Source organism: Pseudomonas sp. GL_091, from assembly GCF_057837725.1.
Genome location: NZ_CM174451.1, coordinates 6,195,348 through 6,216,791, shown reverse-complemented (window position 1 = coordinate 6,216,791; position 21,444 = coordinate 6,195,348). Strand labels below are relative to the sequence as shown.

The 21,444-nt window shown below is 60.1% G+C and carries 19 protein-coding genes; 2 read left to right on the top strand and 17 right to left on the bottom strand.

Going from position 1 to position 21,444, the window contains the following annotated elements; genetic code table 11:
- Positions 1 to 11 precede the first annotated feature (11 nt).
- From AC3ITY_RS28275 to dksA, 14 genes are all read right to left on the bottom strand, one after another.
- On the bottom strand, positions 12 to 1,028 hold the full coding sequence (locus AC3ITY_RS28275; RefSeq protein ID WP_489306228.1) for a class I SAM-dependent rRNA methyltransferase: 1,017 nt from the start codon (positions 1,026 to 1,028) through the stop codon (positions 12 to 14).
- Between the two features lie 178 nt (positions 1,029 to 1,206).
- Positions 1,207 to 2,085, bottom strand: coding sequence for an oxygenase MpaB family protein (locus tag AC3ITY_RS28270; protein WP_489306227.1), 879 nt, complete (start codon positions 2,083 to 2,085; stop codon positions 1,207 to 1,209).
- A gap of 140 nt (positions 2,086 to 2,225) precedes the next feature.
- Positions 2,226 to 4,163: an acetate--CoA ligase gene (gene acs, locus AC3ITY_RS28265; RefSeq protein ID WP_489306226.1), complete on the bottom strand. Its 1,938-nt coding sequence runs from the start codon at positions 4,161 to 4,163 to the stop codon at positions 2,226 to 2,228.
- Positions 4,164 to 4,392: 229 nt separating this feature from the next.
- Positions 4,393 to 6,057 (bottom strand): glucose-6-phosphate isomerase, encoded by a 1,665-nt coding sequence (gene pgi / locus AC3ITY_RS28260; protein WP_223454858.1) that lies wholly within the window; start codon positions 6,055 to 6,057, stop codon positions 4,393 to 4,395.
- 224 nt (positions 6,058 to 6,281) lie between these two features.
- Positions 6,282 to 6,662, bottom strand: a complete 381-nt coding sequence (gene panD / locus AC3ITY_RS28255) for an aspartate 1-decarboxylase (RefSeq protein WP_003228271.1) — start codon at positions 6,660 to 6,662, stop codon at positions 6,282 to 6,284.
- 133 nt (positions 6,663 to 6,795) lie between these two features.
- Complete coding sequence (gene panC / locus AC3ITY_RS28250) at positions 6,796 to 7,656, bottom strand: pantoate--beta-alanine ligase (RefSeq protein WP_489306225.1); 861 nt, start codon at positions 7,654 to 7,656, stop codon at positions 6,796 to 6,798.
- On the bottom strand, positions 7,653 to 8,453 hold the full coding sequence (gene panB / locus AC3ITY_RS28245; protein ID WP_015096862.1) for a 3-methyl-2-oxobutanoate hydroxymethyltransferase: 801 nt from the start codon (positions 8,451 to 8,453) through the stop codon (positions 7,653 to 7,655). The genes panC and panB overlap by 4 nt, the downstream gene beginning before the upstream one ends.
- Positions 8,454 to 8,752: 299 nt before the next feature.
- Complete coding sequence (gene folK, locus AC3ITY_RS28240) at positions 8,753 to 9,238, bottom strand: 2-amino-4-hydroxy-6-hydroxymethyldihydropteridine diphosphokinase (protein ID WP_489306224.1); 486 nt, start codon at positions 9,236 to 9,238, stop codon at positions 8,753 to 8,755.
- Positions 9,239 to 9,241: 3 nt separating this feature from the next.
- Positions 9,242 to 10,642, bottom strand: coding sequence for a polynucleotide adenylyltransferase PcnB (locus AC3ITY_RS28235; protein ID WP_008050165.1), 1,401 nt, complete (start codon positions 10,640 to 10,642; stop codon positions 9,242 to 9,244).
- A gap of 797 nt (positions 10,643 to 11,439) precedes the next feature.
- Positions 11,440 to 12,879 carry a sigma-54-dependent transcriptional regulator gene (locus AC3ITY_RS28230; protein WP_489306223.1) on the bottom strand — a complete coding sequence of 480 codons (1,440 nt, stop codon included), beginning with the start codon at positions 12,877 to 12,879 and terminating at the stop codon, positions 11,440 to 11,442.
- A 22-nt stretch (positions 12,880 to 12,901) separates the two neighbouring features.
- The gene (locus tag AC3ITY_RS28225; RefSeq protein ID WP_223454866.1) at positions 12,902 to 15,856 is read right to left on the bottom strand and encodes a sensor histidine kinase; all 2,955 of its coding nucleotides are present in this window, start codon (positions 15,854 to 15,856) and stop codon (positions 12,902 to 12,904) included.
- Positions 15,840 to 16,016 carry a hypothetical protein gene (locus AC3ITY_RS28220; protein WP_003176118.1) on the bottom strand — a complete coding sequence of 59 codons (177 nt, stop codon included), beginning with the start codon at positions 16,014 to 16,016 and terminating at the stop codon, positions 15,840 to 15,842. Before AC3ITY_RS28220 ends, AC3ITY_RS28225 begins: the two co-directional genes overlap by 17 nt.
- A gap of 77 nt (positions 16,017 to 16,093) precedes the next feature.
- Complete coding sequence (gluQRS, locus tag AC3ITY_RS28215) at positions 16,094 to 16,984, bottom strand: tRNA glutamyl-Q(34) synthetase GluQRS (protein ID WP_489306222.1); 891 nt, start codon at positions 16,982 to 16,984, stop codon at positions 16,094 to 16,096.
- A 77-nt stretch (positions 16,985 to 17,061) separates the two neighbouring features.
- The gene (dksA, locus tag AC3ITY_RS28210) at positions 17,062 to 17,502 is read right to left on the bottom strand and encodes an RNA polymerase-binding protein DksA (protein WP_007971100.1); all 441 of its coding nucleotides are present in this window, start codon (positions 17,500 to 17,502) and stop codon (positions 17,062 to 17,064) included.
- A 333-nt stretch (positions 17,503 to 17,835) separates the two neighbouring features.
- On the opposite strand from dksA, the gene AC3ITY_RS28205 reads away from it, so the two are divergent.
- Entirely contained in the window at positions 17,836 to 19,008 is a 1,173-nt protein-coding gene (locus AC3ITY_RS28205; RefSeq protein ID WP_489306220.1) for a pyridoxal phosphate-dependent aminotransferase, read from the top strand.
- On the top strand, positions 19,008 to 19,721 hold the full coding sequence (sfsA, locus tag AC3ITY_RS28200) for a DNA/RNA nuclease SfsA (protein WP_489306218.1): 714 nt from the start codon (positions 19,008 to 19,010) through the stop codon (positions 19,719 to 19,721). The genes AC3ITY_RS28205 and sfsA overlap by 1 nt, the downstream gene beginning before the upstream one ends.
- On the opposite strand, the gene AC3ITY_RS28195 is transcribed toward sfsA, so the two are convergent.
- The 3 genes from AC3ITY_RS28195 to AC3ITY_RS28185 all read right to left on the bottom strand — a co-directional run bounded on the left by AC3ITY_RS28195 (position 19,718) and on the right by AC3ITY_RS28185 (position 21,377).
- A complete protein-coding gene (locus tag AC3ITY_RS28195) occupies positions 19,718 to 20,035 on the bottom strand; it encodes a Rieske (2Fe-2S) protein (protein ID WP_489306216.1) in 318 nt (105 codons plus the stop codon). The two genes, sfsA and AC3ITY_RS28195, sit on opposite strands and share 4 nt — an antisense overlap.
- Before the next feature lie 481 nt (positions 20,036 to 20,516).
- The gene (locus AC3ITY_RS28190; RefSeq protein ID WP_108216473.1) at positions 20,517 to 20,789 is read right to left on the bottom strand and encodes a TfoX/Sxy family protein; all 273 of its coding nucleotides are present in this window, start codon (positions 20,787 to 20,789) and stop codon (positions 20,517 to 20,519) included.
- A gap of 243 nt (positions 20,790 to 21,032) precedes the next feature.
- Positions 21,033 to 21,377, bottom strand: coding sequence for a pentapeptide repeat-containing protein (locus AC3ITY_RS28185; RefSeq protein WP_489306215.1), 345 nt, complete (start codon positions 21,375 to 21,377; stop codon positions 21,033 to 21,035).
- Positions 21,378 to 21,444 lie beyond the last annotated feature (67 nt).

Sequence of the window (21,444 nt, the reverse complement as noted above, 5' to 3'; positions counted from 1 at the left end):
TCCGACAATGGTCAGAGCTGCAGAATCAGGGTTTTCAGCGGTGGTTGCTGATCCATCGACGGGAAGTCGGCGCCCGGTTTCATCACGCTCCACTCACGCACCGGCCTCCCGGCCTTCTCTGCACAACGCAAAACCTGCTCGCGCCATTCGTCCATGCTGACTTTCGCCAGGTTGTTGCAGCAGATCAGCACGCCGTTGTCGGCGGTGGTCAGCAGGGCCGGTTTGAGCAGGCTCTGGTAGTCGCGCAGCAGGTCGACGGTGCCGAATGCGCTCTTGGCCCAGGCCGGAGGATCCAGCAGCACCAGATCGTACTGGCGCTGTTCCAGGCGCTGATAGCTCGGCAGTTTTTGCCCGCGGCGCTGGCTGATCGGCAGGCCGGCCAGTTGGCGAATGGCCGGGAAGTAGTCGGACTGGATAAATTCCATGGTCGGCAACTGCGGGTTGAGCTGGCCGTTCTCCCGGCCGACCGCCAGATTGCCTTCGGCGAAGTCCAGGTTGCACACCTCGCGCGCACCACCGGCAGCGGCACTGAGGCCGACACCACAGGTGTAGGCGAACAGGTTCAGTACGCTTTTGTCTTTGCTGTGATCCTTGACCCAGCCGCGGGTGTTGCGCAGGTCGAGGAACAGCAACGGGTCTTGTCCGGCATGGCGACCCCGTACCCGATAGTTCAGGCCCCATTCGTGGCCAACCAGGTCTTGCAGGGCGGCTTCATCGGCGCGGTAGACATTGTCTTCGCGGTCGATGCGCGAATTGCCACGGGAGCGGTCGTTGTAGACCAGCAGGGTGTTAAAACCCAGGTGTTGATTGATCGCTTCGTGCAGTTGCAGCAGCGTTTCGCGCTCCAGCGCCTGGTGGAAACTTTGCACCAGCAATTGCGGGCCGTAGCGGTCGATGGTCAGGCCCCCGGCGCCTTCCTGGCTGCCGTGGAACAGGCGATAGCAATCGGTACCTTGCTGGTGCAGTTCGGCGAGCAGGTCCTGGCGACGTTCGAGGGCGGCGCGCAGCGCCTGATTCAAGGAAGACATGCTGGGCGCCTTGCAGGAGGGATTTGGGCGCGGGAGTTTAACAGTTTTGGTGCGGGACCGAGGCGCTGCCTTCGCGAGCAGGCTCGCTCCCACACCGGACTCGTGTCGTACGCGGGATTTTCGATCAACAAAAGTCCCCTGTGGGAGCGAGCTTGCTCGCGATGCTTTTCAGCTGTTTCTAACTCAGCAACCCCATCCGCCGCTTGGCCCGCTGCACCGACCCATTACGCACCGCCCAGCGCAGCATCGGCGCACTGCGATTGATGCTGGCGCGGATCAGCTTGCGTTGCAGCGGGTTCTGGCTGACACCGAGCATATCGCTGGCCCAATCCGGCAGCAGATCGATCCCGGCCTGCATCATCAGACCGCCGAAAGGCTTGGCCAGGCGGCTGGGGGAAGGGGCATTCAGCAACAGGCGCAGGACTTCGCGACTGCGTTCGTCGCACAACAACTGAGGGCGCATACGCTCGAGGTAGTCGGCAATTTCCTGCCGCGAACGTGGTACATCCCTGGCGCCGAGGCGCTCGGCGACCAGGGCAATTTCAGCGTAGTAGCGATCCTGATCGACCGAGGGCAGGTGCGGATTGCGATAGCGCAAATGTGCGGCGAGGAAGTTGCTGACTTCCGCTACGTGCACCCACGTCAACAATTCGGGATCGCTGGCGGCATAGGGACGTCCGTCCGGTGCCGTGCCGGTGATCTGCAAATGGATGGTGCGGACTTTTTCGATCAGCCAGTCGGCGTCCTGTCGAGAACCGAAGGTGGTGCCGGAGATGAACTGCCCGGTGCGGCGCAAGCGGCCGAGCATGTCTTCACGGAAATTCGAATGGTCCCAGACCCCAGCCAATGCCAATGCCAGAGGATGCAGGGCTTGCAGCATCAGGGCACTGATGCCACCGATCAACATGCTGCTGAAATCGCCATGGACTTGCCAGCTCACCGAGTCCGGCCCGAACAGGCCGGGGTCGCCCTTGGGGTTTTCCAGGTCGAGTTTACCCAGGGATAAACCGGTCAGGCTCATGATCTGGGTTTCGATGCGGGTGCGGATCAATTCCATGGTCACTCTGTAATTTGTAGGAGCAGCCGGTCGACGCTCGATTGCTCGCGATGGACGTTAACGATAACGCGTATTTCCTGAATAAACGCGGCGTGTCGGAGTTCATCGCGAGCGAGCTCGCTCCTACATAAGACAGTACGTCATTGATTCAGGCGTTTATCGATCAAGCCTTGTACCACGCTTGGATCGGCCAGGGTCGAAGTGTCGCCCAGGCTGTCCAGTTCGTTGCAGGCGATCTTGCGCAGAATGCGCCGCATGATCTTGCCTGAGCGGGTTTTCGGCAAGGCTGGTGCCCACTGGATCAAGTCCGGCTTGGCGAAACTGCCGATTTCCTGGCTGACCAGGGCCAGCAATTCTTTCTTCAGTTCATCGTTGGTTTCGACGCCGTTCATGGGCGTGACGAAAACGTATATGCCCTGGCCCTTGATGTCGTGGGGGTAACCGACCGCAGCGGCCTCGGCGATGCACTCGTGCAGCACCAGGGCGCTTTCCACTTCGGCGGTGCCGATACGGTGGCCGGATACGTTGATCACATCGTCGATGCGCCCGGTGATCCAGTAGTCGCCATCTTCATCGCGCCGCGCGCCGTCACCGGTGAAGTAGTAGCCGGGGTAGGGCTTGAAGTAGGTGTCGACCATACGTTGCGGGTCGCGATAAACGCTGCGGATCTGCGCCGGCCAGCTGGACTTTATGGCCAGTACGCCGCTGCCGGCACCTTTGATTTCCCTGCCTTGCTCGTCGAGCAATACCGGTTGCACGCCGAACATCGGTTGTGTCGCACAACCCGGCTTGATCCGCTGTGCACTGACCAGCGGGCTGAGCATGATGCCGCCGGTTTCGGTCTGCCACCAGGTATCGACAATCGGGCAACGCTCCTCGCCGACCGCATGGAAGTACCACTCCCAGGCTTCCGGGTTGATTGGCTCACCGACCGTGCCGAGTAGCCTGATGCTGGCGCGGGATGTTTGCTTCAACGGTTCCGGGCCTTCGCGCATCAGTGCGCGCAGGGCCGTCGGGGCGGTGTAGAAAATGTTCACTTTGTGCTTGTCGATCACCTGCCAGAAGCGCGAGGTACTCGGGTAGCTCGGCACGCCTTCGAAGATCAGCGTGGTCGCGCCGTTGGCCAGCGGACCGTAGACGATGTAGCTGTGGCCAGTGACCCAGCCGACATCGGCGGTGCACCAGAAGACTTCGCCGTCGCGGTAATCCAGCACGTACTTGAAGGTCATCGCTGCTTGCAGCAGGTAGCCGCCGGTGGTGTGCAGCACGCCTTTGGGTTTGCCGGTGCTGCCGGAGGTGTAGAGGATGAACAGCGGGGCTTCGGCGTCCATCGGCTCGGGTGGGCAATCGGCGCTGGCTTCGCTCAGGGCCTGCTGATACTTGATGTCCCGTCCTTCGACCCAGTTCACCTGCCCCTTGGTGCGCTCGACCACCAGCACGGTGCTCACGTCCGGGCAGCTTCGCAGCGCCTTGTCGACGTTCTGCTTGAGTGGCACGACCTTGCCGCCACGCACGCCTTCGTCCGCGGTAATCACGGTGCGGCAGTCGGCGTCGAGAATACGGTCGCGCAACGAGTCAGGGGAGAAGCCGCCGAACACCACCGAGTGCACCGCGCCGATGCGGGTACAGGCCAGCATGGCGTAGGCCGCCTCGGGAATCATCGGCATGTAGATGCACACGCGGTCGCCTTTTTTCACGCCACGGCTTTTCAGCACATTGGCCAGGCGGCAGACGTTTTCATGCAGTTTTTTGTAGGTGATCGATGTCGATTCGGCAGGGTCGTCGCCTTCCCAGATGATGGCGACCTGATCGCCGCGCTTCTCCAGGTGCCGATCGATGCAGTTGTAGCTGACGTTCAATTGCGCACCGGCAAACCAGCTGGCTTCACCGGTCTTCAGGTTGTAGCGCTGGACGGTTTCCCAGGGCGCACTCCAGTCGAGAAAACGCGTGGCCTGTTCGGCCCAGAAAGTGCTGGGGTGTTCGACGGATTGGCGGTACAGGCGCTGATAGTCGTCCTGACTCAATTGTGCGGCCCGGCGGACGGCATCGGCTTTGGGGAACGTGCTGATATCGAACATGACGGTTCCTTATTCTTGTTTTGCGACAAAGATAAAGATGCGCCGAGAGGTCAATGGGTTCAAGTCAGATACAAAACAACTGTGGGAGCGAGCCTGCTCGCGATGGCGGTGTATCAGTCAGCATTGGATTGGCTGACACTCCGCTTTCGCGAGCAGGCTCGCTCCCACAGGGAATTGTTTTTACCCTCAGACTTTGGGGTTGATCCAAAGCCTGTGGGCAGGCTTCAAATCACCCGCGGTGACGACCACGGAAGTAGTTGATCAACCCTTGGGTCGAGGCATCTTCGGCCGGGGTTTCTTCGCTGCCGACCAGGCGGTTGTAGACGCCTTTGCCCAGCTCTTTGCCCAGCTCCACACCCCACTGGTCGAAGGCATTGATGCCCCAGATCACGCTTTGCACGAAGACTTTGTGTTCGTACATCGCCACCAGAGCGCCGAGGCGACGCGGGCTGATGCGTTCGACCACCAGGGTGTTGCTCGGACGGTTGCCCGGGATCACCTTGTGCGGCGCGAGTTTGTGCACTTCGGCTTCACTCATGCCTTTGTCGCGCAGCTCGGTTTCAGCCTCGCCAAGGGTCTTGCCGAGCATCAGCGCCTGGCTCTGCGACAGGCAGTTGGCGTACAGCCACTGGTGGTGGTCGGACACCGGGTTGAAGCTGACGATCGGCACGATGAAGTCGGCCGGGATCAGTTGGGTGCCCTGATGCAGCAACTGGTGATAGGCATGCTGGCCGTTGCAGCCGACGCCGCCCCAGATCACCGGCCCGGTGTCGGTGGACACTGGCTTGCCGTCCTGGCGCACGCTCTTGCCGTTGGATTCCATGTCCAGCTGTTGCAGGTGCTTGGTGATGTTACGCAGGTAGTGATCGTACGGCAGGATCGCGTGGCTTTGCGCGCCCCAGAAGTTGCCGTACCACACGCCGAGCAAGGCCAGCAGCACCGGCATGTTCTGTTCGAACGGTGCGCTCTGGAAGTGCTGGTCCATGGTGTAGGCACCGGACAGCAATTCCTTGAAGTTGGACATGCCGATGGCCAGGGCAATCGGCAAACCGATGGCCGACCACAGCGAGTAGCGCCCGCCGACCCAGTCCCACATCGGGAAGATGTTTTCTTCACGGATGCCGAACGCTACCGCGGCGGCGTTGTTGCTCGATACCGCGATGAAGTGGCGATACAGCTCTGCTTCCGAACCACCCTGGGCCAGATACCAGGCACGGGCAGCCTGGGCGTTCTTCAGGGTTTCAAGGGTGTTGAAGGACTTCGACGAGACGATGAACAGCGTGGTCTCGGCGCGCAGCTTCATGGTCAGTTCGTGGAACTCGCTGCCGTCGATGTTCGCCAGGTAATGGCAACGCACGCCTTTCTGGGCGTAGGACAACAGCGCTTCGGACACCAGCTCAGGGCCGAGGAAGGAGCCACCGATGCCGATGTTCACCACGTCGGTGATCGGCTTCTCGGTGTAACCGCGCCACAAACCATCGTGGATACGGCCGACGAGGTCGGTGATCTGGTTCAGCACCTTGTGCACTTCGGGCATCACGTTGACGCCATTGACCGACAGCTTGTCGCCAACCGGGCGGCGCAGGGCCGTGTGCAGGGCCGGACGGCCTTCGGAAGAGTTGACGATTTCGCCGTCGAACAGCGACTTGATCGCGCCCTTGAGGTCGACTTCGTTGGCCAGGCCCACCAGCAGATTGCGGGTCTCGGCGTTGATCAGGTTTTTCGAATAGTCGAGAAACAGGCCGCAGCTGCTGAGGGTGAATTGAGTAAAACGCTGCGGATCGGCATTGAAGGCTTCGCGCATGCTGAAATCCTGCATGGCTTGGCGGTGGTCATTCAACGCTTGCCAGGCAGGCAGAGCGGTAACGTCGTGAGGAGTGCGGTAATACGCCATCGCTGCGGGTTTCCTTATTACTTGAACGGCCTTTTGAACACTAAAAATCCCGGAGCGCTGTGGGTGGGCGTTCCGGTCAACTGCGTCGACACGATTTCATGGCGCAGGGCGGATACAGTAAACCCCGCGCAATGATCTGTCTTGACTTTGTCTGACCTGTTTCCGGTACTTTTTTAACACCAAAGTTAGGAACGGTCCGACAAACGGAAGAGACAGGACTCGGATCAGGCGACTTGGACCGGAATGGCGTTGCTGGTGTGGCTCAATTCATTGCCCGGTGCCATGTAGAGCATGCGCGGCTTGAAGTTGAGCAGTTCGGCTTCGCTGTAATGAGCGTAAGCGCAGATGATCACGCGATCGCCAACCTTGGCCTTGTGCGCGGCGGCGCCGTTGACCGAGATCATGCGCGAACCTTCTTCGCCACGGATGGCGTAGGTGGTGAAGCGCTCGCCGTTGTCGACGTTGTAGATCTGGATCTGTTCGTACTCACGAATGCCGGACAGGTCCAGCCATTCACCGTCGATGGCGCAGGAGCCTTCGTAATCGAGTACAGCGTGGGTGACTTCGGCGCGATGCAGCTTGGCTTTGAGCATGATGGCGTGCATGAGTATTTCCCAGGTCGGAATCGAACGGCGGGCAGTTTGCCCGAAGGGTTTGTGGGCGGCAATACGGCTTGGAAACCGGCGCAGATCCCCTGTGGGAGCGAGCAGGCTCGCTCCCACAGGGGAATTGTGTTGGCTAGACGGGCGCGTCGAGGTTCAGGTGCAGGTTGTCGATCAACCGCGTAGTCCCCAGGAACGCCGCCACCAGAATCACCAGGTCACGATCCTGCGCCGTCGCCGGGCGCAGGGTCAGAGCATGGCGGATTTCCAGATAGTCAGGGCGCAGGCCGGCTGTTTCGAGCTGTTTGATCTGCGTGCCGATCAGCGCCGGGTAGTCGCGTTCACCCTGCTTGATCGCCTCGCCGATCGCTTTCAGCGTGCGGTAGACCACCGGTGCGACAGCACGTTGCTCTTCGTTGAGAAAACCGTTGCGCGACGACAGCGCCAGGCCATCGGTGGCGCGAACAGTGGGCTCACCGATGATCTGGATCGGCATGTTCAGGTCATGTACCAGCGCGCGAATCACCGCCAGTTGCTGGAAGTCTTTCTCGCCGAAAATCGCCAGGTCCGGCTGGACCATGTTGAACAGCTTGCTGACCACCGTCGCCACGCCTTCGAAATGCCCCGGCCGGCTGGCGCCGCACAGGCCCTCGGACAATTGCGGGACGCTGACGCGGGTCTGGCCGGCCATGCCGTCGGGATACATTTCTTCAACAGTGGGGGCAAACAACAAATGGCAACCGGCCTGGAGCAGTTTTTCCTGGTCGGCGGCGAGGGTGCGCGGGTACTTGTCGAGGTCTTCGCCAGCACCGAATTGCAGCGGGTTGACGAAAACGCTCGCAACCACGAAGTCCGCCCGCTGGGAGGCTTTGGTCACCAGCGCCACGTGGCCGCTGTGCAGGTTGCCCATGGTCGGCACGAAGGCGATGCGCTTGCCTTCGCTACGGGCACGGGCCACGGCGGCCCGCAGTTCGCGTACGGTTTTTACGGTGTTCATGCAGAGAATCCGTGTTCGATCCCAGGGAAGGTCGCCGCTTTGACTTCAGTCACGTAGGCATTCAGTGCAGCTTCAATGCTGGTTTGGCCAGTCATGAAGTTTTTTACGAATTTTGGCATGCGGCCGGTAATGGACAGCCCCAGCATGTCGTGCAGAACCAGCACCTGGCCGTCGGTGCGATTGCCGGCGCCGATACCAATCACCGGAATCTTCACCGCCTGGGTGATTTCTTCCGCCAGTTCGCTCGGGACGCACTCGAGCAGCAGCATTGCCGCGCCAGCCTGTTCCAGGGCGATCGCGTCGGCACGCATCTGCCGCGCCTGGTTTTCATTGCGACCCTGGACCTTGTAGCCGCCAAGAATATTCACCGATTGCGGCGTCAGGCCCATGTGCGCGCAGACAGGGATGCCGCGCTCGGCCAGCAGGCGGATCGAATCGGCCAGCCACAACGCTCCTTCAACCTTGACCATGTGCGCGCCGGCCTGCATCAACAGGGCGCTGTTGGTCATGGCTTGCTCGGTGGTGGCGTAGGCCATGAAAGGCAGGTCGGCGAGAATCAAGGCATCGCTGTTACCGCGTTTGACGGCAGCCACGTGGTAAGCCATTTCTGCGGTGGTGACAGGCAAGGTGCTGTCGTGGCCCTGCAAAACCATGCCGAGGGAGTCGCCCACCAGCAGCACTTCGACGCCGGCCTGGTTGCAGGCATGGGCGAAGGTCGCGTCGTAGCAGGTCAGCATGGTGATTTTTTCACCTTTTTGCTTCAGACCTTGCAGGGTGGTCAGGGTGATGGCTGGCATGAAAAGTTCCTCATTCAGGCGCTGTGGAAACTACTGCGAGTAACGCGCGTGATTCTTCGTTAAATACAGGCGCACGCTCTTTCGTCGTGCTTTTAAGGCCTGGATTGCGCCCTTGAACGCCGTGTTGGCGGCAGCGGGACGCCTATAGTCGTGAGGAGAACGAGGGAAGTCAATTGCGTGTGTTACCGCATTGTTACGGGTGGGGTGTTACCGGGGTAACTGATGCGATTCAGCAGGTTTGTTCGAATCGGCGGTTGGCTGAGCTTTTGTGTTCGTCACAAACCAGTGTGGGATCTTGGTCAGTTCGGGGGGAGGCGTTCCAGGCCGACGAACGGGCATGCCTTAAGCAGTTCGGCCAAGGTCCGGCCATCGGCCAGGCGCAGATCCGCAGGGGCCAGTTCCGCCAGCGGATACAGCACGAAGGCTCGCTCCTGCATGTGGTAATGGGGAACCTTGAGGCGCGGTTCGTCGATCAGGCGCTCACCGAACAGCAAGATGTCGAGGTCCAGCGTGCGCGGCCCCCAGCGCTCAAGGCGTTCGCGACCCTGGCCGTTTTCGACGGCCTGCAACGCATCGAGCAAATCCAGTGGCGCCAGCGTGCTGTCGAGAGCGGCCACCGCATTGGTGTAGCGCGGTTGTCCGGGTAGTAGCGAGTCGCTTTGATAAAACGCAGAAACCCCGACCAGCGCCGTTTGCGGCAACTGCGCCAGCGCCTCGACGGCGCTGCGCAATTGGTCGGCGGGGTCAGCCAGGTTGCTGCCCATGCCGATGTAGATGCGTTCCATGGATTACTCGCCCGTGGTGCTCGAAGCGCCGGCGGCGCGTTTGCGCTTGGAACCACCGCTGCGGCGACGCTTGCGCGGGGCGCCGGTGCCTTCGTCCTTGCCGCTGAGGTCGCGAATCATGTCGCGACGCTCGCTTTCGTTGGCGTCCTGATAGTCCGTCCACCATTCGCCCAGGCCATCGGTCTGCTCGCCGGCGCTTTCGCGTAGCAGCAGGAAGTCGTAGCCGGCGCGGAAGCGCGGATTGTCCAGCAGCAGATCGGCACGCTTGCCGCTGCGGCGGGGCAGGCGCTCCTGCATGTCCCAGATCTCGCGGATCGGCATGGTGAAGCGTTTCGGAATCGCGATGCGCTGGCACTGTTCGGCAATAAGTTCGTGCGCCGCTTCCTGCATCGCCGGAATCGGCGGCATGCCACGCTCCTGCAGGCGCAGGACGCGGGCCGGCAGGGCAGGCCAGAGCAGGGCTGCAAACAGGAACGCCGGGGTGACCGGTTTGTTCTGCTTGATCCGCAGGTCGGTATTGATCAGGGCTTCGCTGATCAGGGTGTGGGTGTACGTCGGGTTGTATTCCAGTGCTTCGGCGCTGGCCGGGAACAGTGGATCGAACAACTGCAGGTCGACCAGCATTTCAAACGTATCGGCGGCATGGCCGGAGAGGAACAGCTTGAGCACCTCTTCGAACAGGCGGGCCGACGGGATCTCGCGCAGCATCGGCGCCAGGCCGCGGATCGGCAGGGCGCTGTGTTTTTCGATGCCGAAGTTCAGTTTGGCGGCGAAACGCACGGCCCGCAGCATCCGTACCGGGTCTTCCTGATAGCGTTGCGTCGGATCGCCGATCAGGCGGATCAGGTGATTGCGGATGTCGTGTACGCCGTTGGCGTAGTCGAGGATGCGTTCGCTGACCGGATCGTAATACAAGGCATTGATGGTGAAGTCGCGACGTTGCGCGTCCTCTTCCAGGGTGCCATAGACGTTATCGCGCAAGATGCGCCCGCTTTCGTTGCGCGAAGACTGATTGCTGTCTTCCTCGTCTTCGTTCTGCGGGTGATTGGCGCGGAAGGTCGCGACTTCGATGATTTCGCGGCCGAAGTGGATGTGCACCAGCTTGAACCGGCGCCCGATGATTCGCGCGTTACGGAATTCGGCCCGTACCTGTTCCGGTGTGGCGCTGGTGGCAACGTCGAAATCTTTCGGTGTGATACCCAGCAGCATGTCGCGCACGCAACCGCCAACCAGGTAAGCCTGATAACCGGCGCTCTGCAGGCGTTCAACGATATTCACCGCGTAACGGCTGAATTGCGCCTTCTGCAGCGAGTGTTGGCCGCTGTTGAGCACTTCAGGCGTGCTGCGAATGTGTTGCGTAGGACGCTTGGGAGAACGGAATGACTGGAACAGCTTCTTCAGCATGGGATGCACTGTTTGAAGGAATATTCGGCCATAACAGAAGAATGACCGCATGATGGGCGGGGATTCTAGCATTTAGTCGGGGGATGGTGTAGGACACAGCAGATATGAGCTGTAGGCCGCGGGTTGTAGGAGCTAGCTTGCTCGCGATGGACGTGAACGATGGCGCGTTAAGCCAGATATTCACTACACCCTCAGGTTCTTCGCGAGCAAGCTCGCTCCTACAGGTGCAGAAACCACAAGGGGAGCCGAAGCTCCCCAAGAAGTAGTTGCATGCTCTATTTTTATTTTTGGTTTCGGGCTTCTTGTTTTTGTTGAGTGCCCTCGCCATGAAGCTTTCCTTCATGACCCTCCCAATCGGGAGCCAAGAGCAAACGGATTGCTTTGGTCGCTGAATTGCAGTGATCTTTCGATCCAACCAGTACAGGCTCTGTCTTAAGACAGTTTTTTGTTGTTCTCGGTCTGGTCGTGGGGCAAGCCCCAAATACAACGCCTCTCCAAAAGAATCAGTTAGCTGCGCCTCTCGCCGTCTTGTTTTTATTGTGCGTGAGTCGATTCGTCTTATTTTTATTGTCTTGTGCATTGCTTGTTATTGTTCTTGTACCAAACATATAGCAGGGTGCGTGCCAACTTTTGCGAAACCCAATAAAACAAGGGGTTAGGCAGGTCGGTAGGCATTTCGAGGGCCAAAAAAAGCCGGGGCTTCGTTACCGTAAGCCCCGGCTTCTGTTACGTGAAAAAGCTGAGGTAACAGTTTTTTCAGAAAGTCACGTGTTACCCGCACATGAGACAGGTACGGTTCAGCTTTCGCTGGTCACCCCGGTCTTGCGCCGCGGGATGCCCAGGCGCTGACGGCGCTCCCACAGGCATTTGCGGCTGACCCCGAGCTTGCGGGCCAGCTCGGTTTCGGTCATGTGGTCCTGATGTTCGAGGACGAAATGCTGGAAGTAGTCTTCCAGGGAGAGGTCTTCGGTCGGTTCGTGGTTGCTGTTACTGGCATTGCCGTTGCCCTGTTGTGGCGGCAGGCCAATGAATTCGTCGTCTTCCAGGTCGCCCAGTTCGATGTCGATGCCCAGCAGCTCGGCGGAAATTTCCGGGCTTTCGCACAGGATAACGGCGCGCTCGACGGCGTTTTCCAGTTCACGAACGTTGCCCGGCCAGGAGTAGTGACGAATGGCTTGCTCGGCATCCGCGGCGAATTTCAGGTCGGTGCGGTTGATTCGCGCACTTTGCCGCGCCAGGAAGGCGTTGGCGATCTCGTTGACGTCCGCACCGCGTTCGCGCAGGGCTGGCAGCTTCAGCGCGATAACGTGGAGGCGGTAATACAAGTCTTCACGGAACTGGCCGATTTTCGCCAGGCTCTTGAGGTCGCGGTGAGTCGCAGCGATCAGGCGCACATCGACTTTTTGCGACTGCACCGAGCCCACGCGACGAATTTCGCCTTCCTGCAATACGCGCAGCAGGCGAGCCTGGGCTTCCAGTGGCAGTTCGCCGATTTCGTCGAGGAACAAGGTGCCACCGTCCGCCGCTTCCACCAGGCCGGCGCGCCCGGCGCTGGCGCCAGTGAATGCGCCTTTTTCGTGGCCGAACAGTTCGGACTCGATCAGGCTTTCCGGAATAGCTGCGCAGTTCACCGAAATCATCGGCGCCTTGGCGCGTTTGGACAGGTTGTGCAGGGCGCGCGCCACCAGTTCTTTACCGGTACCCGATTCGCCCTGGATCAGAACGTTGGAGTCGGTCGGTGCCACTTTGCGGATCTTGCCGTACAGGTCCTGCATCGGTGGGCACGAGCCAATAATGCCGATTTCACCGTTGCTGTTGTCGGTACCGGATTTCGCCGCACCGTTGGCGGCTTTGCCGGCAACCGCTTCACCGCCGGTTTGTACCGTTTGTCGGTCACGCAGGATTCGTGCGGCCGCTTGCAGCATTTCGTCATGGTCGAATGGCTTGGCAATGTAGTCCACTGCGCCCATTTTCATCGAGTCGACCGCCGAGCGCAGGCTGGCATAGCTGGTCATGATCAGCACCGGCGTGCCCTGGGCGAGCTTGATCAACTCCGTGCCGGGAGCGCCCGGCAGGCGCAGGTCACTGATGATCAGGTCGAACGAGGGAATGGTGAAGCGTTCTTGTGCTTCCTGCACTGATCCGGCTTCGCTGACCTGGTACTGGTTACGTTCCAGCAGGCGGCGCAAGGCGGAGCGGATAATGGTTTCGTCTTCGACGATCAAAATGTGCGGCATTGATTCGATACTCTCGACGGTCTCAGTTCACAGCGGACGTCGCTTCGACATGACGCGGCAAGGTAACCCTGATTCGGGTGCCGCGTTGGCTTTGAACATCAGCCGGGCTGTCGATGGTGATTTGTCCATAATGCTCTTCAACGATGGAATAGACCAGTGCAAGGCCCAGACCGGTGCCTTCGCCAGGGTCCTTGGTGGTGAAGAAAGGTTCGAACAATCGGTCCATGATGCTCGACGGAATACCACTGCCTTCGTCTTCCACGATCAGATCGACCGTGTGTTCGCCGGCTTCGCTCTTGACTCGTACCGCACTGCCGGGAGGCGAGGCGTCACGGGCGTTTGAAAGCAGGTTGATCAATACCTGAGCCAGCCGTTGCGGGTCGCCTTCGACCCAGTGTTCGGGGTCGCACAGGTTGTAGAACTGCACTTCGAAATTGCGTCGGTTCAGGGCCAGCAGGCCGATGGCATCCTGAGCCACTTCGGCCAGACAGACGGGCTCGTCGCTGTGCTGATGGCTGCCGGCATGGGCAAAGCTCATCAGCGACTGGACGATGCGCGACACGCGTTTGGTCTGCTCGAGGATCTGCCCGCTGATTTCCTTCAGCTCGCCGTCTTCTTCACGTTCTTCGCGCAGATTCTGCGCCAGGCACGCGATACCGGTGATCGGGTTGCCGATTTCATGGGCCACACCGGCCGCCAGGCGACCGATGCTGGCCAGACGCTCGGAATGCACCAGTTTGTCCTCGAGCATCTGGGTTTCGGTCAAGTCTTCCACCAGCAACACCAAGCCGCTATTGCCCGGCGCGAGGGGTTCGTCGATCGCCGCTTTGTGCAGGTTCAGCCAGCGTGTCTGGCCGTCGAGGGCCAGGTGCTGTTTGTGCAAGTGTTCGTCCGGCAGATTGATGAAGCCTTGCAGCAGTTCTTTCCATGGGTCGGCAATGGTGCTCAGGCGCGAACCGACCACGCGCTGCGCGGCGATGCCGGTGAGTTCCTCCATGGCCTTGTTCCACATGAGGATTTCCTGATCCTTGGCCAGCGAGCAAACGCCCATCGGCAATTCCTGCAGGGTCTGGCGGTGATAACGGCGCAGGGCATCGAGTTCGGCGGCCAGGCCGGTCAGGCGCGAGTGGTAGTCCTCGAGGCGACTTTCGATGAAGTGAATGTCTTCGGTAACGTAGTTTTCACCGCCAGCCTTGTACGGCAGGAAAGTTTCGACCATGTCCTGGGCCACGCTCGGGCCCATCAGGCCGGAGAGGTTGGCCTCGATGCGGTCACGCAAGCGGCGCAGGGCATAGGGTCGGCGTTCGTCGAAAGGCAGATAGAGGTCGCGCAGTGCCTGTTCCACTTCTTTCTGCGCCGCCTTTGCACCCAGTGGCTTGGCCAGTTGCGTGGCGAACTCCTGGGGCGAGGCGGCGTGCAGTTCCCGGCGTTGCGGGCGGCGCACGTTGTCCACGGCGCAGGCTTCGGCGGCGCTGGCCTCTTCGGTGCTGGCGTTGGTGAACAGCGAGATCAGGGTGAACATCAGCACGTTGGCTGCCAGCGAGGCAATCGCCGCCATGTGCCAACTGGTGTCGTCCAGCACATAGATCATGTTCAGCAGCGGAATGTAGAAGCCTTGCAGGTTGCCAACCAGCGGCAACAACATGGTCACCAGCCACACCAGTATCCCCGCCAGCAAGCCAGCGATGAAGCCGCGACGGTTGGCAGTCGGCCAATACAGGACCGACAGCACACCCGGCAGGAACTGCAACGTGGCAACGAACGCGACAATGCCGAGGTTGGCCAGGTCCTGCTCGGCACCGAGCATCAGGTAGAAGCCGTAGCCGGCCATGATGATCGCGACGATCAGCGCCCGGCGGGTCCACTTCAGCCAGCGGTAGATGTTGCCTTCGGCCGGTGGTTGATACAGCGGCAGCACCAGGTGGTTCAAGGCCATTCCGGACAGCGCCAGCGTGGTGACGATGATCAGGCCACTGGCGGCGGACAGCCCGCCGACATAGGCCAGCAACGCCAAAGCCTTGTTGTTGGCGGCGATGCCGATGCCCAAAGTGAAGTATTCCGGGTTGGTGGTGGCGCCCAGTTTCAGGCCGGCCCAGAGAATCAGCGGCACCGCCAGGCTCATCAGCAGCAGGAACAGCGGCAGGCCCCAGCTCGCACTGACCAGCGAACGCGGGTTGAGGTTCTCGGTAAAGGTCATGTGATACATGTGCGGCATCACGATCGCCGAGGCGAAGAACACCAGCAGCAGCGTACGCCACGGGCCTTCCTGCAAAGGCGTGTGCAGGGCAGCGAGCGCGGTCTGGTTTTGCAGCAGCCAAAGCTCAAGCTGTTGCGGGCCGTCGAACACGCCGTAAAGCGCATACAGCCCGACACCGCCGAGGGCGATCAGCTTGATCACCGACTCGAAGGCAATCGCGAACACCAGGCCTTCGTGCTTTTCGCGGGTGGCGATGTGGCGGGAGCCGAAGAAAATCGTGAACAGCGTAATCAATGCGCAGAAGCTCAGGGCCACGCGATGCTGTACCGGTTCGCGGGTGAGGATACCGATGGAGTCGGCGACTGCCTGAATTTGCAGGGCCAGCAGCGGCAATACGCCGACCAGCATGAAAATCGTGGTCAGCGCGCCGGCCCAGGTGCTGCGGAAGCGGAAGGCAAACAGGTCTGCCAACGACGACAGCTGATAAGTACGGGTGATCTTCAGGATCGGGTAGAGCAGCACCGGCGCCAGCAGAAATGCCCCGGAAACGCCCAGGTAGCTGGATAAAAAGCCGTAGCCGTACTGATAGGCCAGGCCCACGGTGCCGTAAAACGCCCAGGCACTGGCGTAGACGCCCAGTGACAGGGTGTAAGTCAGCGGGTGGCGAATGATCGCCCGGGGAATCATGCCCCGTTCGCTGATCCAGGCCACACCGAACAGCACCGCCAGGTACGCGGCGCTGATCAGGATCATCTGGGTCAGGCTAAAGCTCATCGGCATCTTTTTGGCTCTGCAGGATGAAGGTCACGACGATCAGAATCAGCCAGAGCAGATAAGGGCGATACCAGGCGCCAGTGGCGTCGATCCACCAATCCATGATGGCCGGGGAAAACAGGTAAATCCCCACTACCAAAAGCAGGACCAAGCGATAGATGTACATCCCGGCCTCTCTTTTTTATGCGCGTGCCCGAAAACGTGCGGCGATGGTAACGGATGGGCGCGCCACTGCAAGTGCGATCACAATAGCTGTGCCTCGGGCAGGCTCAGTGTGCGCGGGATCAGCGAGGCATCCCAGTGGGCAATTCCCCAATTCAGCACTTCCCGTGGCGTGGCGTATGTCAGTTCGGTTCCAGGGTTCTGTCCCAGCGCCCGTAGCGCCCGCAGCAGCAGGGGGGTTGCCTGATCCTCGGTCAACGGCGGCGAACGGTAGGACTTGCCGAGTTTGTTGCCATCAGGCTGGGTAATCAGCGGGATATGCAGATAACGCGGTTGAGGCAGGCCGAGCAGTTCCTGCAGGTAGAGCTGGCGGGGCGTGGAGTCCAGCAGGTCGGCACCCCGAACGATATCGGTGATGCCCTGCCAGGCATCGTCCAGGACCACGGCCAATTGATAGGCGTAGAGTCCGTCGCGGCGGCGGATCACGAAGTCACCGACTTCCCGACCCAGGTGTTGGCGGTATTGGCCCTGCACCCGGTCGATGAAGTGGTATTCCAGTTCCGGTACGCGCAGGCGGATGGCCGCATCGTCAGTGCCATGGCCGGCATTGCGGCACAGCCCCGGATAAATCCCGTGATACGGTTCCAGCTGTTTGCGCGAGCAGGTGCAGGCGTAGGCCAGGCCGTGATTGAACAGGCGATTGAGCACCTCGGCGTAGGCATCGTGCCGCTCGCTTTGGCGAACCAGGTCGCCATCCCACTCGAAGCCATAGCTTTCCAGTGCCTTGAGAATGGCCGCCTGGGCGCCGGGTTCCTCGCGGGGAGGATCAAGGTCTTCCATGCGCATCAGCCAGCGTCCGCCCACCGAGCGCGCGTCAAGGTAGGAGGCCAGTGCTGCGACCAGCGAGCCGAAGTGCAGATGGCCGCTAGGGGTGGGGGCGAAGCGCCCGATGTAGGGGGTGTTGGCGGTCATGAATGCATTTAAAGCCAAAAAAACATCAGAAACAAAAACGGAGCGTTCGCACGCTCCGTTCTTCGTTCAAGTCGCAATTATTTGCCGACTTGCTTTTCCTTGATTTCTGCCAGGGTCTTGCAGTCGATGCACAGGTCGGCGGTAGGACGCGCTTCGAGGCGCTTGACGCCAATCTCGATGCCGCAGGATTCACACCAGCCGTACTCTTCGTCTTCGATCAGCTGAAGTGTCTTGTCGATCTTCTTGATCAACTTGCGTTCACGATCGCGGGCACGCAGTTCGAGGGCGAATTCCTCTTCCTGGCTGGCACGGTCTGCCGGATCAGGAAAGTTGGCCGCTTCGTCCTTCATGTGGTCCACGGTCTTGTCGACACCTTCCATCAGCTCTTTCTTCCACTGATTCAGGACCTTGGTGAAGTGCTTGCGCATGGGCTCGCCCATGTACTCTTCGCCGGCTTTCTGAACATAGGGCTCGAAGCCGCTGATCGCCTGGTTTTGCTGCTTTGCTTGGGTGGACATGAAATAGACCGCCTCTACTCTTGTAATCCATCTGCGCAGGATTGCTCCATCACCGGCACCTGCCGGCCCTGCGGCTGCAAGCGGGCGAACTTACCAGATCAACTCGGGCCGCGCTACTCCCGGATGTCGAGCTCGCGGCACATGGTGCTTGCAAATGATGACAAACCGTTGTCTGGTGGCTCTGGAGCCCTGCTCAATTATTGATTTTAGTCAAACCTTGCGCGCGCGCTTGAGTCGTTTGTGATCGGGGTTACAAGGCCTCTGACCGCTTTAGGTTCTCGCTCGTTCCTGCGCTTGGGTAGAATCGGTTTTTTTTCCGTTGAAGGAAGGCCAATGGCTCAGCCCTACAGTGCCCGCAGTCGCGCGATCGAACCTTTCCATGTCATGGCGCTGTTGGCGCGGGCCAATGAATTGCAGGCGGCCGGCCACGATGTGATCCACCTGGAAATCGGCGAGCCGGACTTCACCACCGCCGAACCGATCATCCGGGCCGGCCAGGCTGCGCTGACAGCGGGGAAAACCCGTTACACCGCCGCGCGCGGCATTCCGGAGCTGCGGGAGGCCATTTCGGGCTTTTATCAGCAGCGTTATGGCTTGAACATCGACCCTCGGCGCATCCTCATCACGCCTGGCGGGTCTGGCGCGTTGCTGCTGGCCAGCGCTTTGCTGGTCGACCCCGGTAAACACTGGCTGCTGGCGGACCCGGGCTACCCGTGTAACCGGCACTTCCTAAGGCTGGTGGAAGGCGCGGCACAGCTGGTGCCGGTCGGTCCGGATGTGCGTTATCAATTGACGCCGGGCCTGATCGAGCGTTATTGGGACCACGACAGCGTCGGCGCATTGGTGGCGTCGCCGGCCAATCCGACCGGCACGATCCTGACCCGCGACGAGCTGGCGAAGCTGTCTGTCGCGATCAAGGAGCGCCACGGTCATCTGGTGGTCGACGAGATTTATCACGGCCTGACCTACGGCACCGATGCGGCCAGCGTGCTGGAAGTCGACGACAGTGCATTCGTTCTGAACAGTTTTTCGAAGTACTTCGGGATGACCGGTTGGCGGCTGGGATGGCTGGTGGCCCCCGACGCTGCCGTCGGTGAGCTGGAAAAGCTCGCCCAGAACCTCTACATCAGTGCTCCAAGCATGGCGCAGCACGCTGCGCTGGCCTGTTTCGAGCCGGCCACCATCAGCATTCTCGAAGAGCGTCGCGCCGAATTTGGCCGGCGTCGGGATTACCTGCTGCCGGCCTTGCGTGAATTGGGCTTCGGCATTGCCGTGGAGCCGGAAGGGGCGTTCTACTTGTACGCCGATATCAGCAAGTTCGGCGGCGATGCCTTCGCGTTCTGTAAACATTTTCTCGAAACCGAGCATGTGGCGTTCACCCCGGGGCTGGATTTCGGGCGTTATCAGGCCGGGCATCATGTGCGGTTTGCCTATACGCAGAATCTCGAGCGTTTGCAGGAAGCGGTCGAGCGCATTGCCCGTGGGTTGCGGAGCTGGCAAGGCTGATGCGTTTTCATCCTCCCCTCGAAGAAGGGCGCCTGATCCGACGTTACAAGCGTTTTCTCGCCGATATCGAAACCGTTGGCGGCGAGTTGCTGACCATTCACTGTCCGAACACAGGCTCGATGCTCAATTGTCAGGTCGAAGGCGGCCAGGTCTGGTTCAGTCGCTCCAACGACCCGAAACGCAAGTTGCCCGGCACCTGGGAGATCGGTGAAACCCCGCAAGGTCGGCTGTTTTGCGTGAACACCGCCCGGGCCAATGGTTTGGTCGAAGAGGCGCTGCGAGCGGGCGTCATCACTGAGCTGAACGGCTTTACCGGACTCAAGCGCGAAGTGGCTTATGGTCAGGAAAACAGTCGTATCGATTTCCGCCTTGATTATCCCGACGGGCCGGCCTATGTAGAAGTCAAAAGCGTTACCCTGGGCTTCGACGGTACGGCGGTGGCGGCGTTTCCCGATGCGGTCACCCAGCGTGGCGCCAAGCATCTGCGGGAGCTGGCGCACTTGGCCAGGGACGGTATTCGCGCGGTGCAGTTGTACTGTGTTTGCCTGACCGACATCGAGGCCGTGCGCCCGGCGCAGGAAATCGATGCCGCTTATGCTCAGGCCTTGCGTGAGGCGATTGCCTGCGGGGTTGAGGTGCTGGCTTACGGTGTGCGGTTGAGCCACGAAGAAATGCTGGTCGACCGGCGTCTGGACGTGTTGCCGGGTGGCTAAAGGCTGATCCAGATCCCTTGTTCATCCTCGCGGCAGGTCACGCTGGTCAAGGCTTGCCCCGCGCAAGGGCCGGCGACGCATTCGCCGTCTTCGATCAGGAACAGTGCGCCATGGGTGGCGCACTGGATCAGGCTGCTGCTGGGGTCGAGAAACTGGTCGGGATGCCACTCCAGGGCAACGCCCCGGTGCGGACAGCGATTGATGTAGACATAAACCTGTCCGCTGCGGCGCACTGCAAAAAACTTTTGGCCATCGATTTCGAACCCGCGACTGCTGTCATTGACCAGCTCGGCGCCTGCGCAAAGCAACTTCATGTCTATCCTCGGTCCCGCCGCTCGTGACCGGATATGTCCAAGCTTGACGGTTAAATGCTATCAATTGGCCGTCTTGCCCGCCGGGGGCAAGTGCCTATCGTCGAGGATACTTGGCCTGATCATTCGATGCCCGGGAAACCTTCAAAGAAAGCTGTTTATGCGCCTGACCACCCGCGTCAGCGTGATCTGCATGGAGCATCCATCGCCGCATCCTGCCAGTACTTTTCCACAGGCAAAAAAAGACCCGGCAAGAGCCGGGTCAAATAACCGTGATTAGCCTGATGAGGAGATAATCCGAGAGTCCGAACCAAGGGCTTTTCAGAATATCGACCAGTCTCGCGACCAGTTGTGATAATCATATCGATTCTCATTACCAAGTCAACCGCTGTTTTTTGATTTCTTTGCGATTCGCCGGATTTGCGTCTGCAGACCCCGTAATCATTGAGTTTCAGATTGCAAAGCTGCAGAAATATTTGTCGGATCAAATCTTGTGTCGTGTAGAGATGGCTTCCAGTTGTTTGTTCAGCGCTTCCTTGCGCTCGGCAGGAATGTCGTTCCAGTGAACGTCCATCAGGGCGCCTTCAATTGCGTACAACAACACCTTGGATGCCCGAAAACCGCGCGTGCGCACGGCCCGATAAGCATCCACCGCCCCGAGGCGACGCAAGTCCGAAGCACTATGGATGCCCACGGCATGCAACCATTGCGCTGACGTCTTGCCAAGATTCTTCAGGTGTTGCAGTTCATCATTCATCAAGCCTCCTTGCGATGGCCGAATGGAGAGCGTGGGCAATCTTCTGAGGAGTGTAGCCATCAGTAGGAAAAGCGTGATTGTTTGCTCGTTTTCGACGCAAATGCTTCTAAGAAACGAGTATTGGCAGAGCGTGAAAAGTCCGCGAACGCGGTAGGAAGAGGCGGGGAAGAATCAGGAATTACGGCTGAACATTCCCGCAATCCAGCGCAACGGGGCGCTGGACGTGTCAGTCACCGACGTCGATCAGCGGGTGCGATAGCGTAATCGTGTGCCGAAGTTCATCGACATCAGGATTTCGTCGGCGCTGAGTTCCACCGGAAAGTAGGTGCCAGAGATTTGCGCGTGGGCCAGGCTCGCGCCTTCCAGGTTCGCTTTACTGAAATCAATGCCGCGCAAGTCGGCGGAGCGGAAGTAGGCGTTGCTGAAATCCACACCGTCGGCATTCAGCTCGCGCAGGTCCAGCCCCCGGAAATCTCCACCCGCCATGTCGATGGGGCCATCCTTGGGGCGTTCACTGTTGAAGCCTCTGATGTCGTCTTTGTGCAGCAGGGCATAAAGCGGTGTGTCGAGAAGTTTCGGCTGGCTCATGTCGCATCACCTGATGGTTTTATGACGCCAGTATAGTGCCACTATTTTACAGTCGTGAAGCCTGTGC